The organism is Actinosynnema sp. NPDC049800 (assembly GCF_040656635.1).
GTDB lineage: Bacteria > Actinomycetota > Actinomycetes > Mycobacteriales > Pseudonocardiaceae > Actinosynnema.
On sequence record NZ_JBFAMT010000014.1, the window covers coordinates 93,098 to 111,368 of the forward strand.

Genomic DNA, 18,271 nt, shown 5'->3' on the forward strand with positions numbered 1-18,271 from the left:
GCCGCACACCACGTGGTCGTACGGCCACCCGGTCCCCGCCGGCACGGTAGCCGCCTTGACCGCGGTGTTCGCACCGGCCTCGGCGGCCGCCTGCCGAGGTGGCGATCCGGCTCGATCATTGACAGACGGGCACCCGATCGGGAAACTCCTGTGACACGTCAGCGCGCGTGCTGGAACCACCCAGCCCCGCGAACCGCAGGGAGACGCCGGCGGGTTACCACCTCGAATGCCGACGTGCCGTCGTCTACCACCTGTTGTTAACGCTAACACACTGCTTCACCACACCGAAGTCGACGCCGACACCGCCGGTCGGTCGCTCGTCGAAGTGTCGAACTTGCGCCTGTCACAGCGGAGAGGCCCGAGATGTCCACAGCTTCGTCGCACTTGCGAGAACCGGTCGCGGGGTCGCGTCGGTGCTGCGCGCCGCATGGTCGGCGTGAGAGCCATGCAGCTGGCCACGGCAGCGAATCCCCTGCTCTTCGCCCTTCCGCAGTGTGGATCTCGACGACCACCTAGCTGACACCGCCGCCCGCGGCCGCTTCCCGGGCATCCGATCGCGGATCACCCGTGACGTGTTCGCGCGCCCGTCGTGACGATCCGGTCCGGACAGCCCTCGCACGTTCTGATCCCTCCTGCACCCCCTGGCGCCCCATTGCCAATCCATGGAACGATCCATCAACGACGAAGGAACGCCATGACCCGAGCACTCCCGTCCCCCCGCCGCGGGCGGTTCGCCGCGCTGTTGGCAGCCGCCGCCCTGGTGGTCGCGGGCGCGGCCGCCGTGACGACCACCGCTGCCGCTCCGGCCCAGGCCCTGGAGAACGGCGTGGCCCGCACGCCGCCGATGGGCTGGAACACGTGGAACACGTTCGGCTGCGACATCAACGAGCAGCTGATCAGGCAGACCGCCGACGCCATGGTCGCCAACGGGATGGCCGCACGGGGCTACCAGTACGTGGTCGTGGACGACTGCTGGTTCGACCCCAACCGCGACGCCCAGGGCAACCTCCGCGCGCACCCCACCCGCTTCCCCAGCGGGATGAAGGCGCTCGGGGACTACCTGCACGGCAAGGGCCTGAAGTTCGGCCTCTACCAGGTGCCGGCGGCCGAGACGTGCGCGCAGTACTTCAACGCCTTCCCCGGTGCCACCGGGAGCAAGGGCCACGAGGTGCAGGACGCGCGCCAGTTCGCCGCGTGGGGCGTGGACTTCCTCAAGTACGACTGGTGCTCGCCGCAGGGCACGATCGACGATCAGGTGAGGGACTTCGCGAAGATGCGGGACGCCCTGGCCGCCACCGGCCGGCCGATCGTCTACAGCATCAACCCCAACAGCATCCACGCCAAGACCGGCCCGCTGCGCAACTGGGGCGACGTCGCGAACATGTGGCGCACCACCGAGGACATCACCAACCGGTGGGACACCGGCAGCGACGGCAACTCGTTCATGGGCGTCAAGAACATCATCGACTGGACCGTCCCGCTGGCCTCCTACGCCCGGCCCGGTGGCTTCAACGACCCCGACATGATGGAGGTCGGCAACGGCGGCATGACCGAGACCGAGCAGCGCAGCCACTTCGCCATGTGGGCGATCATGGCCTCACCGCTGATCGCCGGCAACGACGTCCGCAACGCGTCCGCGGCCACGCTGAGCATCCTCAACAACAGCGACCTGATCGCGGTCAACCAGGACTCCCTCGGCCTGCAGGGCGTCCAGGTGTCGTTCGACGGCACCCGGCGCGTGCTCGCCAAGCGGTTGGCCAACGGCGACGTGGCGGTGGCCATGCTGAACCAGGGCAGCACCACCACGACCATCTCGACGACCGCGAGCACCATCGGCAAGACCGGGAGCTCCTTCACCCTGCGCGACCTCTGGACGGGCGCGACCTCCACGACCACGGGTGCGATCTCGGCGAGCGTCCCCGCCCACGGCACGGCCGTGTTCCGGGTGAGCGGCGGCGGCACCACCACGCCACCCACGACCTTCGCGCTGCGCAGCGCGTCGGCCAACCGATGTGTCGACGCCCCCGAGAGCTCCACCGCCAACGGCACCCAACCGGTGATCTGGGACTGCCACGGCGCGGCCAACCAGCAGTTCACGCGCACCGGTAACACCCTCCAACTGCTGGGCAAGTGCCTGGAAACGCCGACCAACGCCACCGCCGGCACGCGAACCCAGCTGTGGGACTGCAACGGTGGCACGAACCAGCAATGGAACCTGAACAGCAACGGCACGATCAGCAACGTGCGAAACGGGCTGTGCCTCGACGTGGACAACAACGGCACCGCGAACAACACACCGGTGATCGTGTGGACCTGCCACGACGGCGCCAACCAGCGCTGGACCCGAGCCTGACCGCGGCAGTGGGCACCGGTCCACGACCAACCGTGCTCGACGGGCCGTCCCGGTGGCCAGACTGAGCACGACCCCATATCACGCGCTCACGTGAGGACCCCGAGCACTCCGGCCGTCGCCTCGCGCGCATTGGTCCGAGTGCTCGGGGTCCTGTCATCGGCATTGAACCGTGAGCGGGCCGCCTCGCAACGCCCATCCGTGCCCGGCGACCAAGCGCTCGCACACCTGCCGCTGCCACAACCGCGAGGAGCACCGGTCCTGGTACTCCGAGTCGGTGAACCGGGTGGATGTGGGGTCCACCCGGAGGTCCGCGACAGGGTCGGTGTTATCGCAACCCGTCCACGATCGCGGCGCCGGTGACTTCGTCGGTCAAATACGGGACAACCGAATGCGCTTTCGCGCCATTGTGCACCAGCGCGTTACGGACCCGCGCCCCGAACCGCAGACGGAGGTCCTTGACCAGCGCCACCACGTCCTTCTGGTCGGCCACGTTCGTCCACACCAGGTCCTCGCCACCGGGCCACACACCCGTTCCGCCGGCGGGAGCCGGGTCGAGGCGGTCGAACACGAGGTTGGCGATGCCCAGTGGCGAGCCCAGCGTGACCAGGGCCCGCACCCCGTGGCCCGGCGTCGCGCAGAGCGCTTCGTAGGCCACCACCGATCCCAACGAGTGCGCCACCACGACCCGGGTCTCATCGTCGAGGGCGGCGAGCACCCGTGCCCGCACGGCGGCCCGCACCTCGGGTTCGGTGAGGTAGCGGGCTACTTGCTTGAGGTCGAACACCACTGCTCGCAACGCCACGTCGGCGAAGAACCGACTGTTCGACAACTGCGTCAACGCCCGCTGCACCCATCCGGGTGTGGTTGCCAGCGTGTCCCCGTCTGGACGAGCGACGCGCTCGTCCACGTCGGCGGCTTCGGCCCACCACGCCGCGAGCAACTCCTGCTCCAGGCCCGACTCCACGTCGCCGGGCCCCAGCATCGGGTCACCCACGCCCAGGAACGACCCTGCGGGCCGGAACACATCCCCGTAGAACGCCATCGCCAACGTGGGCATCACACCGTCGCTGCGAACCGCCGATCCACCACTCACGGTGGCGGCGCAACGGGTGATCCCGTCCAGCAGAGCCGGTTCCCAGGACGCCAACAGCGACCGTTCGCCTGAACTTTGTTGCCCGATACCGTGAACACACACCACTGACGCCACACAGCACTCCAAACCAACCTCGAGCGAGTACCTGATCACCATGGCATCGCGCCGGCCTGTTCCCCCTTGCGCCACGCCGTTGCCAGTACTCGATTTCCGAACGGCGAACTCCCGGACACGAAATATGACGACGACTCGGTTCACGTTCCTGGCCGGCCGCGGCCGAAGCACCAGTGCCCGGCGCAGTGGGCACGGACATTGGTAGGCTGAAGCCGCTGCGCATCGTGACCCTGGATTCGCCGAGCCGCTCTCGCATTCGTGCACGGCGAGGCACCGAACTGGTAGAGGTGGTTGGTGCCTTGCGAGGGCAAGTAACCGCCTTGGGCAACGACTCGTCACCGAAGTCGGCGGACCGGTGCGCGATCTTTCGGTGCCCGACGTCGTGATCGCCTGCACATCCGCGTTCCGCGCACCCCGCGCCTCGGTCGAGCGTGGTGCGCCGTGAACCTGCGGGATCCGAGGCCCGCCGAGGGCAGGCGCTTGCTGGTGGCGACAGCGGTGACCCGGCACCGGCACCACCACCTGTGGGACCGGCCCACCTTGACCGCGGCCCGTCGAGACGTCATAGACCTGTTCACCACGCGCCTCGGGTACCGGCACCTGCCGGATCTCGGTGTCGACCCGACCCGGGACGAGCTCGCGGCGGGGTTGCGGGACATGTGCTCCCCGAGGGCGCCCGATCCGCTCGACGAGCGGGACATGCTGGCCGTCTACATCACATGTCACGGGCATGTGCTGGAGGAGACCGGCGAGCACGTCCTGATCACGTCCGACACCCATCCGGACGATCTCGGCGACGCGTTGTCCACCTCGGACCTCACGGCGAAGCTCCTCCGCGGCACACGGGTGCGGCGGCTGCTGCTCATGCTGGACACCTGCCATTCCGGTCGAGGCGGCAACGAGATCGCCGCCCGGGCGCTGAGCCTGCTGACCGACACGTGGGGACGGGAGCCCGGAGCGGGAATGGTGGTTGTCGCCTCTTCTCAGCCCAATGAGGAAGCCGTGGTCGGGATGTTCCCGAGGCTGCTGCGCGACGCCGTCGACGCGGCGGCTGTGGCGGGCCACGGCCCCACGACCCTGGACCCCCAGGTCCTCGTCGAGCAGATGAACAAGAACGTGAACCGACCGGGGCACCAGCGGATCGGGATCGCGAAGGTCGGGATGACCGGTGCGGAACCGCCGTTCCTCCTCAATCCGCGGCACGACAACGGACTCGACGGCGTCGACTTGGCATCCCAGAAAGCGGCCGAGTGGCGTGCCACGGCCGACAAACAGGAGATCGCCTTCCGGAATGACGTGCTGCGGCGTGCTATGGGCAGCCATGATGCGCCTGAAGGGGGGTGGTGGTTCACCGGGCGTCGTGATGCTCTCCGCGACCTGTCCGACTGGCTGAACCGCCCCGACGCGTCCGAACCGCTGCGGGTGGTCACGGGCGCGCCCGGATCAGGCAAGTCCGCTGTCCTCGGCATTCTGGCCGCGCTCTCCGACCCCGACCGACGGCCCTCGGTCCCGGTGGAGAAGCTGGATCTTCCGGACGAGTTGCTGCCCTCTCGCGGAGCGGTCGACGTGCGGCTCACGGCCCGCGGCCTGACGACCGGGCAGGTCCTGCACGCGGTGGCGTCGGCCGCCCGCGTGGACGCCTCGACAGCAGAGGAGCTGCTGAGGGCTCTGGCAGGGCGGACGTTGCCGTTCACCGTCTTGCTGGACGGCCTGGACGAGGCCGCCGCACCCCTGGACCTCGCGGGTGGGCTGCTGGCTTCGCTCGTCGAGTCCGCCCAGGGCCGGATCCGCTTCCTGGTGGGAACCCGCCCGCACCTCCTGCCCGTTCTGGTCACCGACTTGAGCCGTGCCGACGAGCGACTGGTGACAGACCTCGACGCACCCCGGTACGCCGACCGACCCGCGCTCACCGCGTACGCCATCCGGAACCTGCTCGGCGCCACCGTCGACAGCGCCTACGGGGAGCTGCCACGCCGCCGCCTCGTCGAGGTGGCGGAGGCCGTCGCCGAGGCGGCCGGGACATCGTTCCTGGTCGCCCGGATCACCGCGACGACCCTCTCCGCCGAGCCCCCGGTCACCGACCCCGGCGACCGCGTCTGGCGGGCATCCCTGCCCAGCGTCCCCGGTGACGCCATGCGCCGCGACTTGGAAGCCCGCCTCGGCGATGACGTCGTCCGCGCCCGCGACCTCCTCATCCCCCTGGCCCATGCCGAAGGCCAAGGCTTGCAGTGGGAGGACGTCTGGGCTCCGCTGGCCACCCGCATCTCCGGGCGCGGCTACACCGACGAGGACATCGTGTGGCTACGTCGGAACGCGGGCTCCTACATCGTGGAGAACACCGATCACGGCCGCTCCGCCTACCGGCTCTACCACCAAGCCCTCGCCGAGCACCTCCGCGAGGACACCGACGCGCACCGCGTTCACGATGCCTTCACCACCGTCCTGCGCGAGCGCGTCCCCCTCAGCCCGGAAGCCAGGATGGACTGGGCACGTGCCAGTCCTTACGCCCGCGCGCACCTGGCGACCCACGCAGCAGCGGCCGGGCGGATGGACGAACTCGTCCTCGACGCCGAGTACCTCGTGCACGCCGACCCGGACACGCTCCTGCCGGTGCTCCACCACGCGATCACCCCGACCGCGACCACTGTCCGCGCCGTCTACCGAACGACGCCGCACCGTTCCCTCACCCCGGCACAACGCCGACTCGTGCTGTCGATCGACGCGCTCCGGTTCGGCGACAGCACCCTGTCCCGGACGTTCGGACGTGCCCACCCCTGGCGCCCGCGATGGGCGACCGGACACCAGACCAGCACCCACTTGCGGGCCACCCTCACCGGGCACACCGGTTCGGTCCGGGCCGTGGCCTGCTTCGACATGGACGGTCGCAGCCACGCCGTCACCGCCGGCAACGACCGGACGATCCGGGTGTGGGACCTCGCCGACGGCGTGTTGCGCTCGGTCGCGCCCCACCCGACCAGACCTGTTCACGCGATCGCCTGCATCGCGGTCGACGGCCGACCCCATGCGGTCGTCGGCGGCAACGACAAGGACATCGCCGTCTGGGACCTGGCCGACAACGCCCTTCGCGTGACCCTCACCAGCTACCGCAAGCCGGTCCTCGCTGTGGCGTGCACCACCATCGACGGACTCCCGCACGCGCTCACCGCCACCGGCGGCATGCACATCCAGATCTGGAACCTCACCGACGGATCCCTTCGCGCGACCATCAACGACCCGGCGCTCCTCGCCCGCTCGCTCGCGGTCCTCACGCTGGACGGCCGGCCGCACGTCGTCACGACCGGGCGCGGGAACAGCGTCCAACTCTGGCGCCTCACCGACGGCGAACTGGTCAGCTACGCCGAAGTCGGTGGCCCGTCCCCTGTGCGGACCGTCACCTCCACCGTCGTTGCCGGCCGCCCGCACGTCGTCCTCTGCACCGCCGACCACACCGTTCACTCGTGGGACCTCACTTCCACCGATGTCGAGCGCGAGTCCGGTGTCCAGTCCTCATCCTTGGTGAAGTCGGCGTCCAGCCTCGTGATCAACCAGCAGCCCCACCTCATCACCAGCGGCTCCGACCACACCGTCAGCGTCTGGAACTCCCGGACTTCTCTCAGTCACCTCCGGGCCACCCTGACCGGTCACACCGGAACCGTCCGCGCGGTCGACTGCACCACGATCGATGGTCACCCGCACGTTGTGACCGCGGGAGACGACGCCACCGCACGGCTCTGGAACCTGCCCCTCCCCGGCACCCCGTCCAGCTCGAGGAGTCCGGCCACAGCGAGGTCGGACGTGACAGCTTCCGCCCCGGTATCCGTCGACGGGCAGGACATGCTGGTGGTCTGCCGCCGGGACGGGACGTTCGAACTGCGGCACCTCGCCGACGGCACCACCCGACCCTGGCCATCCGGTCACACCGGTCCTGCCGGTCAGGTCCGCGCACTCGCGGTCACCTCCGTCAACGGGCAACCGCACGCAATCGTGACCAGCGGTGATGCGAAAGCCACCGCGTGGGACCTCACGAACGGCAGGTGGCGCCTCACCCTTTCCGGACAGGCCGCTCCCCTGCGGGCACTCGCCTGCACCACCCTCGATGGTCACCCGCACGTTCTCACCGGCGGCGACGACAAGAAGATCCGCGTGTGGGACCTGACCAACCGGATGTGCCGAGCGGTGCTCGCCGGTCACACAAAACCAGTGCGTGCCATCGCCTGCACGACGATCGACGGCCGACCGCATGCCGTCACCGGCTCCGACGACCGCACTGTGCGCGTCTGGGACTTGCACGGCGACTCCCAGGGAAAAGTGCTCGGCCAACTACCAGGACCGGTTCGAGCCGTGTCGTGCACGCTCGTTCACGGCCGGCCGCACGTCCTCGCGGCCGGTGCCGACCGGACCATCCATGTGTGGAACCTCGCCGACCAGACCCTGTGGGCGACGCTTGCCGGTCACACCAAAGCCGTACGCGCCATCGCCTGCACCGTCATCGACGGCACACCTCACGCCATTTCGGCCGGTAACGACAACGCCGTCCGGGTGTGGAACCTCCACAACCACACCGGCGAAGTCCTCCTCCACCAGAACGGCCTCCGCGACGTTCAGGTCGGTCCCGCCGGCGAAGTCGTCATCAGCACGGGATGGGACCTGGTCGTGCTCGACGCAGCCCTCCGCGAGTCAGGTGGCTGACGCCCGACTCGTGGACGACCTGGTGGGGTGGCCGCGGGTGATGACGAACCTGCGTGGCGCGTCGGCGGCAGCTATCGGGGGGATCGTGCTGGAATTCGGACTGCCCGGCCCAGTGGACGTGCGCGACGACGGTGCGCCCACGGCCAGGTGTCGACGTTGTCGACCACAGTGGACTACGGCGTCGGTCGCGACACGGTCAGCAGGTGCCGGGATGGTCCAGTTCAGCCACTCCTACCAGTCCGCCGTCGCCGACGTAGGCGATGACGCGTTCGTCGGGGTGGAAGGCGATGCCGTGCACTCGGCCGGCGCAGGGCAAGCGAGCCAGTTCGCGGCCTGTCGCGCTGTCCCAGAGCACCACCATGCGGTCGGCGCCGCCGGTGGCCAGCAGGCTTCCCGAGCGGGACGCGGCCACGCAGAGCACCGGGCCCTGGTGGGCGCGCCACCGCCGCGCTCGGCCCCAGGTCGGTCGCAGCGCCAGGGTTCCGTCGGCGCCGCCGGTGACGAGGTCGCCCGAGGCCGTCCACAGGGCTGGGGTCTGCAGGATTCCCCCCACCTCGGCGCCCAGCACCTGGGGGGTCCACGCGGTCTCGGGGTGGTGGAGTGTTGCCGTCCCGCTCGCGTCGACGGTGATCACCGCGTCGTCGGGTCTGACGGTGACGGCACGGATGGACGACGTGCGGTCGTCCCCGACGAACAACGCCACGCCGGTGGCGGGGTCCCAGATGTGGAGCTTGCCGCCTTCACCCGCCGAGAACACCACCGATCCGTCGGAGGCCGCGGCACAGGCCAGGACGGGCTCGCTGTCACCCGGGTAGGACGAGCAGCAGACCCGTCCGTGGAGGTCCCACACCCGGCACGTCCCGTCGGCCCCCGCGGTGACGGCCCGTGCGCCCGGCAACGGTGCGAGAGCCCAGACCTGCGATCCGTGCTCACCCACTTCGACCACCTTCGGCTGCCCCGCCCCGGGCGGCGCGCCGACGTCCTCGATCAGCAGGACGCCGCCCCGCTCACCCGCGGCGACCACCAGGTCGTCCCCCAGCAGGAGGTGGCGGACGGCGTCGTCGGGATGGCGCACGGCGGGACCGATCTCGTCACCGGTCGCCGTGTTCCACTGCCGCGTCGTCCCGTCGGACGACGAGGTGAGCAGCGTCGTGCCGGCACGTGTGAAGGTGACGTCGCCGACCAGGCCGGTGTGGCCGCCGAGGGCCGAGCCGGTCGCCGCCGCCACGCTCCACAGGCACACCGTGCCGTCCCCGCTGACCGACGCCACCTTCTCGCCGTCTGCGGACAGCACAGTGCTCACCGCCGTGGTGGTGTGGGCTTCGAGAACGCCGATCTCGCTGAACGAGCGGAGTTCCCACAGGTGGACGCGACCGTCGTCCGAAGCCGCGGCGAGGAGGGAGCCGTCGGCGGTGACGTCGCAGTGGATGATCGGCGTCGTGGCGGGAGTCATCTCGGTTCCACCACCGCCGGCCAGGTCCCAGACCACGAGCCGCCCGTCCGCACCGCACGTCGCCACCGGCCGCCCGCCTGCGCCGAGGGCGCACCCGTACAGCGGCGCCCCGTGCACGAGTTCGGTCACCCGGCCCCCGTCGGCGAGGTTGCGCACGTAGAGCACACCTCGCCGTCCCCCGTAGACGAGGACCGACCCGTCGGGGCTCAACGCACCGCAGGTCAACGGTTCCGGCGCGAGGAACGGCTCTCCGATCGGTCGCAGCTCCGGCAGTGACCACTCCCTCACCCACTGGTCGGTGCCGAAGGTGAACACCGCGCTGCCGTCCGGTCGGACGGCACAAGCGGTGCACGACGGCGTGTGCGCGGTGACCCGGGCTGTTTCCCGGCCGTCGCGGACCGCCCAGACGTGGAGGGTACCCGCGGGGCCGGCGGTCGTCGCCAGCACGAACTTCCCGTCGGGCGTGGCCGCGCACGACTGCGGGCTCGCGGACATCCCCGTCAGCGTCCGCACCGGCCGGCCGGACGCCGTGTCCCACAACTCCAGGGTCCGGTCCGTGCACGCGGAGACCATCAGGTCGTGGCCGGGCACGAAGGCGCAGGCCGTCAGCCACCGCGGTCCGTGCTCCAGGCGCCGCAGGAGTGCCTCCGACTCACGGGGACGTGTCCGCGGCCGCAGTCTGACCGGACCGGGCGGCGGGTCCTGGCGCCCGGCGTCGACCAGGGCGGCGGTCGTGGGGCTCCACTGGAGCCGGTTGGCGAGCTGCTGCCAGGTGAGTTCCGGGTGACGGGCGAGGTGGTGGGACTCCAGCCGCAGGGCTCGGGCGATGTGCGCGAGCACCTCGCGGGTCGGGTGTGGTCGCCTGCCCCGCGCGCTCACGCCCGCTCCTGCGGCCAGAGCCGCAGCGCCATGTCGAAGTCGTCCTGGAGCGCGTACACGCCGGTGTGGGTGACGACGACGCGCCCCTGCTGGTCGACGTGCTCCTCGATCCCCACCGCCTCCACCTTGCGCTGCAGGAAGTGGAAGTCGGCGAGGGTCGCGCCCAGGTCGTCCCAGCTGCCGCTGTGCGCCTGCTGGTAGGGAAGTTCGAGCAGCTTGCGGGTGTTCGCGGCGGAACGCCCGCCGTCGGTGAGGTCCAGCGGCTGGGCGGCGAAGTACTCGGCGAGCCGGCGGTGCGCGGCGGCGGACTCGTGCTGGGTGAGGTAGCGCGCGGTGACCGCTTCGGCGAGCTGGCGGTGGTAGAAGCCGAGCAGCACCCTGCCTTCGCTCGACCGCTCGTTGAGGTAGGGCTCCAGGTCCGCGTGCAGGCGGGCCCACAGGATCGGGGGCAGCCGCTTGCCGGGCGCGGCGCCGTTCCCGCTCACGTCCAGCGGCGGCGAGTGCGGCATCCTGCGCGCGACCTCTTCGGTCACCTCCGCCGAGGTGGAGAGCAGGTCGAGCAGTTCGGCCTCGCTCAGCCCGTGCCGCGAGGCGGCGAGCAGGCCGAGTGCCTGGCGCACCAACGCGGGTCCGTGCTCGGCCTCCAACCGGTCCAGCAGCTGCTGGACGATGCCCGGTACGTCGGTGGCCAACGTGCCGGGCAGCACGTGCGCGTAGGACGCCCACCGGCGGGCTTCCTCGAAGGCCAGGCGCAGGTGCAGGGGGTTGCCGTGCACCGCGAAGCAACCGAGCACCTCCGCCCTCTGCTGTGCGGTCAGCTCCCGGCGGGCCTCGCCCAGCCACGTCCGGCCGGCGCCGTCCAGCCACCGGGTCAGCAGCTCGTCGCCGTCCTCGGTCGGCAGCGCACCCACCGGCACGGTGACCGCGCCCAGTGCGGCGGCGGCGCTCTCGGCAGCGCTGCCCCGTTGGGCGGACAGCACCACGCTCACCCCGGCCGGCAGGTCGGTCGGCAGCCAGCTCAGGTCGGGCGCGCCCGCCAGCTGGTCCAGCGCGTCCAGCACGAGCACGACGCCGGGATCGGCCGGCACGGCGGCCAGTTCCTCCCGGAAGGCGGCGGCGAGGGCGGCCACCTCCGTCAGCGGCTCGCCGTCCGGGCGGGCGCTCCCGGCCACTCCGGGCACGGTGCGGCGGAGGTCGTCGACCAGGGTGCGGACGTCGGCGGAACGCGGTGTGGCGCCGATGAAGCGGGCGACGACCGGGCGGCTGCCGGCGAGCCGGTGGGCGGCCTCGGACAGCAGCGCGGTCTTGCCGATGCCGGGTTCCCCGACGAGCAGCAGGGGCTTCGCCGGGCCGGACCGGATGTGCTCGGTGATCGTGTCGAGTTCCCGCCGGCGGCCGGTGAAGCCGCTGCGCCGCTCCGCGCCGAACGCCTGGTGGGCCAGTTCTTCCGACAGGTGCGACTCGAGCCGTGCCGCCGCTCGGAACTCGTCGTCGATCGCTGCGGCGAGCACGGCGTAGACCTGCTCGCACCAGGGTTCGACGTGGTCCTTGCGCGGTCGGCCCGCTGACGCGTCCCAGACCGCCCGGTACTCGGTGACCGCGCGACCGCCGAGGCGCAACCGCTCCGCGACCACGTCGTGGAACCGGCGCAGCGACCTGGCCGCCTCCGGGTCCGGCCGCTTGCCCTCCTCGTCGTCGACCAGGTCGCGGTACCTGCCCGCGGACGCGTCGTCGGGCAGGCCGTCCAGGACGCGTCGGAACACGTGCACGGCGCCTGGTGCCCCCGGGTCGTTCTCGGGAATTCCGCGCATCGCTTCCTGTTCGGTCAGCGAAGTGCGGAGGAATTGCTGCACCGAGGCGTCCTCTGAATTCTTCGCGGCTTGGAAAAGCGCCGATCGGAGCATCTCCTTGTCGCGGTCCCACGCTTCGCCGCCCAGTGGTCCGCGTTTGGTTTGCAGCACGAACACCCGGGGCACCGAATTGCGGTCTTCGAGGTACCACCGGTCCACGACGCGTCGTGCCGCGTCATCGGTCAGGCCGCGCCGCAGCTCGCCGAACGTCGCCGCGTCGATGGTCGGCGGGAGCAGGCTCGTGCCGTAGCGGTCGCCCAGGACCAGCAGGAAGTTGGGCCGCGCGGTGGCCCGCCGGCAGCGGTCCACCTCGCTCAGGCAGATCTCCGTGATGCGCCGGTCGGCCGCGGCGTCGTCGGAGACGCCCCACCTCAGGTCGATGGCCTGGAACTCGCCGCCCCGGCTGGCGCACAAAGCGCCGAGCCTCGGGAATACCCGTTCGTGCAACGCCGTTCGTTCATCCTCCAGATCACCGAACGTGGAACTGACGAACACTCGAAAGAGTGATGTTGCCCTGGGCATCGACTTGCTCCGGAAAGGTCATCCCGATGGACCGCTCCCGATGCTAGCGTCGACGGACATGGACGGCACCGCAATCGACGGCCGCACCGGCCCTCGGTTGGCCGACCTCTCGGCGATCGGCGCGACGGTCAACGCGAGCGCCCACGTCCTCGCCCGTGACCCGGGCCAGTTCGCCGCGCAACTCCTGCTGCGGTTGGACGCGGCAGAGGGCTCGCCGGACGGCTTGGGCGTCCTGCTCACCGCGGCTGCCGCGGACGACGGGAGGCCGTGGCTGAAACCGTCGCGCGCGAGCCTGCGCCGCTCCTCGTCGTTGGTGCGCACCCTGTCCACCGGCGACGGCGGTGGGGAGTGCTTGGCGCTCACCCCCGACGGGAGCGGGGTCGTCGCACCCGTGGCCCGCGACACCCTCGGGGTGTGGGACACCCGGACGGGGAAGACGCTCCAGCGGCTGACCGGTCACACGGGCTTGGTCCGCGCGGTCGCGGTCACCGCCGACGGGGCGCGGGCGGTCTCCGCGTCCGAGGACGGCACGCTGCGGGTCTGGGACCTGCGGACCGGGAGCCTGCTGCACACCTGGGCACCGCACTCCCTGTCCCCACTCGCGCTGGCGCTGACACCGAACGGGCGACAGGCGGTGGTGGCCGGTGAACGCCACCCGATCGCCGTGGTGGACGCGGCCACGGGCCGGCGCACGGCGACCCTCGCGGGCCACGACCGGCTCGTCCGCGCCATCGCGGTCACCGGGGACGGGCGACGGGCGGTGTCGGTCGGCTGGGACCACACGGCACGGCTGTGGGACCTGGCCACGGGACGGCAGGTGCGGGCACTGCACCGCGACGACCTGGTCGGTGAGAGCACGGCGTTGTCCCCGGACGGGCGGCACGCCGCCTTCGGGCTGGACGACGGCTCGATCGCCTCGTGGGACCTGGGTTCCGGCGCCGTCACGACGACCCGACCGGGGCACACGTCCTTGATCCGCTGCCTCGCGTTCACCGCCGACGGACGGCTGGTGTCCGCCGGGCGGGACCGGCTCGTGCTGGTGTGGGAGATCGGCTCGGGTGAGGTGTCGATGCGCCTGCGGGGCCACGCAGAGGAAATCGGTGCGCTCTGCCTGGTGCCCGGTAGGCCCCACGTGGTCACCGCCGACCGGCAACTGCGGGTGTGGTCCCTGGACAACGGGGAACTGCTGGCGACGTTGGGGCGCCACGACAACGCGGTCACGTCGATGGCGGTCACCGCCGACGCGCGGCTGGCCGTGTCCACCGACGGCGGAGGGGTGCTGAAGTACTGGGACCTGACGCGCGGGACGTCCGTGCCCGGTCCGGACGCGGGGACCGCGCGGTCCGTCGCCGTGATCGGCGACGACCGCCTCGTCTGCCTCGACGACGAGCACGTCGGCGTGTACGACCTGGCGTCCGGCGCGAGGCTCGCCAGGTTCGGCGACCCGGCGATCACCGGAGGGGTCGTGGCGGTCGCCGCGGGGGTGTCCGCACCGGGGTCACCCGCACCGGCCGGGCCGTCACCGCTGTCGCTCCTCGTCACCTGCGAAGATCACCCGCTGGAGATCCGGAACCTCGACACGGGCGCACTGGCCGGCACCTTGCGCGGCCACACCCGCTACGTCCGCGGCTTGGACGTGTCCGCCGACGGACGCCGACTGGCCTCCGTGTCGTGGGACCGGACCCTTCGGCTGTGGGAGCTCCCGGAGGGCCGTCCCGCGGACGTGGTGCACCTGCCCGACGTGTCCGGGCAGGCGGTCGCCCTCACCGCCGACGGCTCGCTGGCGCTGGTGCCCGACCTGTACGGCAGCGCGCACGTGTGGGACTTCGGCCGCCGCGCGGTGCACCGCAGCCTCCACATCGACGCCGACATCAGCGACCGGGTCAACGCGGTCGCCCTCTCCCCCGACGGGAACGTCGCCGTCACGGGGTCGCAGGACGGCACGGTCCGGGTGTGGGACGTGCCCTCCGGCGAGTGCGGGAACGTGTCGACCGGGCACTCCAACGGAGTGGGTGCGCTGGCGCTGTCCCGCGACTGCACCACGGCGGTGTCCAGCGGCATCGACCGCACCGTGCGCGTCTGGGCCCTCGACCGGCCGAACACGCGGACCACGCCGGACGGGCGCACCGGACCCGTCCACGCCCTCGCCGAGGTGCCGCGCGGCGGGCTCGTGGTGTCGGCGTCCGACGATCACGCGCTGCACGTGTGGGAGCCGCGGTCGGGGCACCGGGTGCGAAGCCTGGTCGGGCACGACGCCGCGGTCTGGGCGGTGGCCGCGTCACCGGACGGGCGCCGGGTGCTGTCGGGTTCCGCCGACCACACCCTGCGATTGTGGGACGCGGGGACCGGCCGGCTGCTCCACACCCTCGAAGGGCACCGGGAGAGGGTCTGCGCGCTGGCGCTCAGCGCCGACGGCACCCGCGCGGTCTCGGGCGCGTACGACGAGGCCGCCATTATCTGGGACCTGCGGGAAGGCCGGCGGCACGTCCTGCGCGGCCACACGAGCCTGGTCACGGCCGTGGCCATCACCCCCGACGGGCGCATCGCGGTCTCGGCCGGGATGGACCGGACCGTGCGGGTGTGGGACGCGGGGACCGGTGAGGCGCTCAGGATTTGGGAGGAGCACCCCGAAGGCATCGCGACCCTGGCCATCGGCCCGGACGGCAGGACGTTGCTCTCCGGGGGCAACGCCGACGAGTGCGTGCGGGTCTGGGACCTCCGGACGCTGTCCTCGCGCCCGAGCGCGGCCGGGCCGTTCAGCGCGGTCGACCAGGTCGTGACCGGTTCGGGCGACATCGCGCTTTGCGTGCTCGACGACACGTGGCGCAGATGGCTGGGCGTGCTGGACCTGCGGACGTGGGAGTGGCGGCAGCACCTGACCGGCCACGCGGACCGGATCGGTGACGTCGCGCTGCGCGGGGACGACCGGTTCGCGGTGTCGGTGTCCCTGGACCACACCGTGCGGCTGTGGGACGTGCGGGAAGGCGCCGAGGTGGCACGCCTGACCGTCGACACGGGCCTGACCGCGGCGGCGATGGCCCGCGACGGGAGCTGGGTCGCCGCCGGGAGCGAGTCCGGCGCCGTCCACTTCGCCACCCCCGTCCTGCCGGGGGTCGACGGCGCTCGTGGTCGACGAGGGGAGCCCGGGTGAACGCGGAGAACTCGGTCTCCGGGGAGACCATCTCGGTGGCGGTGCAGGCCGGCCTGATCGCTGGTGGCGTGCACCTGCACGACCACCCGGCGCCCCGCCACGTCCCGCGCAACCTGCCGCCGACGACGCCACGGTTCACCGGCCGCGTCCGGGAGTCGGAGGAGTTGACCCGACTCGCGCGCACGGAGCAGGGCAGCCGGCTCTGCGTGGTCGACGGCGCACCCGGCATCGGCAAGACCTCCTTCGCGGTCCACTGGGGTGAGGCGGCGCACGAGCTGTACCCGCACGGGCAGGTCTACCTGGACCTGCGCGGTTTCGACCCACGACGCCCGCCGATGACCCCCGAGTCCGCGGTCCGGGTGCTGCTGGACGCGCTGCACGTGCCGCCCTCGACCATGCCCGCCGACCCGGACGGACGGCTCGCCCTGTTCCGCAGCCTGGTGAGCGACCGCAGGTTGCTGTTCGTCTTCGACAACGCGCGGGAGAGCGAGCAGGTGCGCCCGCTGCTGCCGCGGTCCCCCGGCAGCTTCACGGTGGTGACCGCCCGGCACAGGTTGGACGGGCTGCACCTGCACCACGGCGCGGACCGCGTCACCCTGGCGCCGCTCACCGACGCGGAGGCCACCCTCCTGGTCGAGCGTCACCTCGGCAGGCGGGCCGAGGTGGAACGCCAGGCCGTGCGGCAGGTCGTCGCCGCGTGCGCGGGCCACCCGCTGGCGTTGAGCATCGTCGCCGCGCGCTCCGCGGTCGACACCGACGACTCGCTGGCCGCGATCCTGCGGGAGCTGGCGGACCGCAACGCCGCGCTGGACGCACTGACGATGACCGACGCGGCCGACTTCCGCGCGGTGTTCGCCCTGTCCTACCACCACCTCCCCGAGTCGCCGGCGACCGCGTTCCGGACCTTGGCCGTGAACCCAGGCACGAGCGTCAGCGCGCCGGCAGTCGCCGCGATGACCGGCACCGGGCCGGACGACGCCCGCCGTGCGCTCGCCGAGCTCGACCGCCGTCACCTGGTGTCGCGGATCTCGGCCGGGCGTTACGCGTCGCACAACCTCACGCTCGCGTTCGCCCGGGAGCAGGCGCGCGCCGACCCGCCGGAGCGACGGTCCTCGGCCCTGCGGGCGCTGCTCAACCACCATCTCCACGCGGCCAACCGCGCCGACCGGCTGGTCAACGGCCACCGCCGCCCGGTCGACCTCGAACCGTGCGCGCGGCCCGACCTGCTGCCCGACCTCGCCGACCGCGCGACGGCCATGACGTGGTTCGACGCCGAGTACGACGACCTGCTGGCCGCGGCCAGGACGGCGGCGGCCGAGGGAATCCACCCCTACACCTGGCAACTGCCCTGGGTGCTCTCGAACTACGCCTACCTGACCGCGCGGTGGCAGGACTGGGCCGACACCCACGTCGACGCCGTGGCCGCCGCACGGCACCTCGGCGACCGACCAGTCGAGGCGAGGCTGCTCCAGACCCTGGCCCGCGCGCAGAGCGAAACCGGCGCCCACGCCGATTCCCTGCGGCACTACCGGGCGGCGCTGGACATCCTTCAGGAGTTCGGAGACCTGCCCGGGCAGGCGAACGCGCTGAACGGGCTCGGCGGCGTCCTGCTGCGCAGCGGCGCGCACCGGGAAGCCCGGGAGACGGCCGAACACGCGCTCGACCTCTACACGTCCCTCGGTGACGAGGCAGGTCAGGCAAGCACCCACGGGCTCCTCGGCAGGGTGGGCCAGGCCGCCGGACGACGGACCGACGCGGTGCGCCACCACCGGCAGGCGCAACGCTGGTACCTGGAGTGCGGCAACCTGTACGGCTTGGCGCACACGGCCGACTGCCTGGCCGACCTGGAACTCGCGGCAGGTGACGCCCGTTCGGCGGCCGCTCACCTGCGCACGGCCGCCGAGCTGCACTACCGGGTGGGCAACCTGCACTACGCCATCACGGCGTGCCGGAACCTGCGCGCCCTGGTCGACCCCGCAACGGGGACGGATCGCCTGGACCGGGTGATCACCCTGCTGGAGAACCGCTCCCCGCTGACCGTCACCGAGCTGACCGAACTGATCGCCGACGAGCAGGGCCGCGCGTGATGTGATCGACGACGAGCCGGGCCGATCCCGGCGCCGGCTTGCGACGTGGATCCGCGATCGGCTGCGCCTCGTCTGGTGGC

Annotated in this window: 7 protein-coding genes; 4 read left to right on the forward strand and 3 right to left on the reverse strand. The window is 71.8% G+C overall.

The window, feature by feature from the left end:
- Positions 1-694: 694 nt before the first annotated feature.
- The gene (locus AB0I91_RS19070) at positions 695-2,353 is read left to right on the forward strand and encodes a glycoside hydrolase family 27 protein (RefSeq protein ID WP_499637853.1); all 1,659 of its coding nucleotides are present in this window, start codon (positions 695-697) and stop codon (positions 2,351-2,353) included.
- A gap of 325 nt (positions 2,354-2,678) precedes the next feature.
- Here the strand turns inward: AB0I91_RS19070 and AB0I91_RS19075 are convergent, their stop codons facing one another.
- Entirely contained in the window at positions 2,679-3,560 is an 882-nt protein-coding gene (locus AB0I91_RS19075) for a hypothetical protein (protein ID WP_499637856.1), read from the reverse strand.
- Between the two features lie 441 nt (positions 3,561-4,001).
- Here AB0I91_RS19075 and AB0I91_RS19080 point away from each other — a divergent pair, with 441 nt between their 5' ends.
- A complete protein-coding gene (locus AB0I91_RS19080; RefSeq protein ID WP_499637859.1) occupies positions 4,002-8,249 on the forward strand; it encodes a hypothetical protein in 4,248 nt (1,415 codons plus the stop codon).
- A gap of 196 nt (positions 8,250-8,445) precedes the next feature.
- Here the strand turns inward: AB0I91_RS19080 and AB0I91_RS19085 are convergent, their stop codons facing one another.
- Both AB0I91_RS19085 and AB0I91_RS19090 read right to left on the reverse strand, forming a co-directional pair.
- Positions 8,446-10,581 (reverse strand): WD40 repeat domain-containing protein, encoded by a 2,136-nt coding sequence (locus AB0I91_RS19085; RefSeq protein WP_499637862.1) that lies wholly within the window; start codon positions 10,579-10,581, stop codon positions 8,446-8,448.
- Positions 10,578-12,953: an AAA family ATPase gene (locus AB0I91_RS19090; RefSeq protein WP_499637865.1), complete on the reverse strand. Its 2,376-nt coding sequence runs from the start codon at positions 12,951-12,953 to the stop codon at positions 10,578-10,580. The genes AB0I91_RS19085 and AB0I91_RS19090 overlap by 4 nt, the downstream gene beginning before the upstream one ends.
- Before the next feature lie 58 nt (positions 12,954-13,011).
- Here AB0I91_RS19090 and AB0I91_RS19095 point away from each other — a divergent pair, with 58 nt between their 5' ends.
- Together AB0I91_RS19095 and AB0I91_RS19100 are read left to right on the forward strand one after the other, a co-directional pair.
- Positions 13,012-16,104: a WD40 repeat domain-containing protein gene (locus AB0I91_RS19095; protein WP_499637868.1), complete on the forward strand. Its 3,093-nt coding sequence runs from the start codon at positions 13,012-13,014 to the stop codon at positions 16,102-16,104.
- On the forward strand, positions 16,101-18,191 hold the full coding sequence (locus tag AB0I91_RS19100; protein ID WP_499637871.1) for a tetratricopeptide repeat protein: 2,091 nt from the start codon (positions 16,101-16,103) through the stop codon (positions 18,189-18,191). Before AB0I91_RS19095 ends, AB0I91_RS19100 begins: the two co-directional genes overlap by 4 nt.
- Positions 18,192-18,271: the final 80 nt, after the last annotated feature.

What these genes read in the sequence shown, in the direction of transcription:
- AB0I91_RS19070 (WP_499637853.1), top strand. Translation starts at nt 695, where the DNA reads ATGACCCGAGCACTCCCGTCCCCCCGCCGCGGGCGGTTCGCCGCGCTG.
- AB0I91_RS19090 (WP_499637865.1), bottom strand. Translation starts at nt 12,953, where the DNA reads ATGCCCAGGGCAACATCACTCTTTCGAGTGTTCGTCAGTTCCACGTTC.
- AB0I91_RS19095 (WP_499637868.1), top strand. Translation starts at nt 13,012, where the DNA reads ATGGACGGCACCGCAATCGACGGCCGCACCGGCCCTCGGTTGGCCGAC.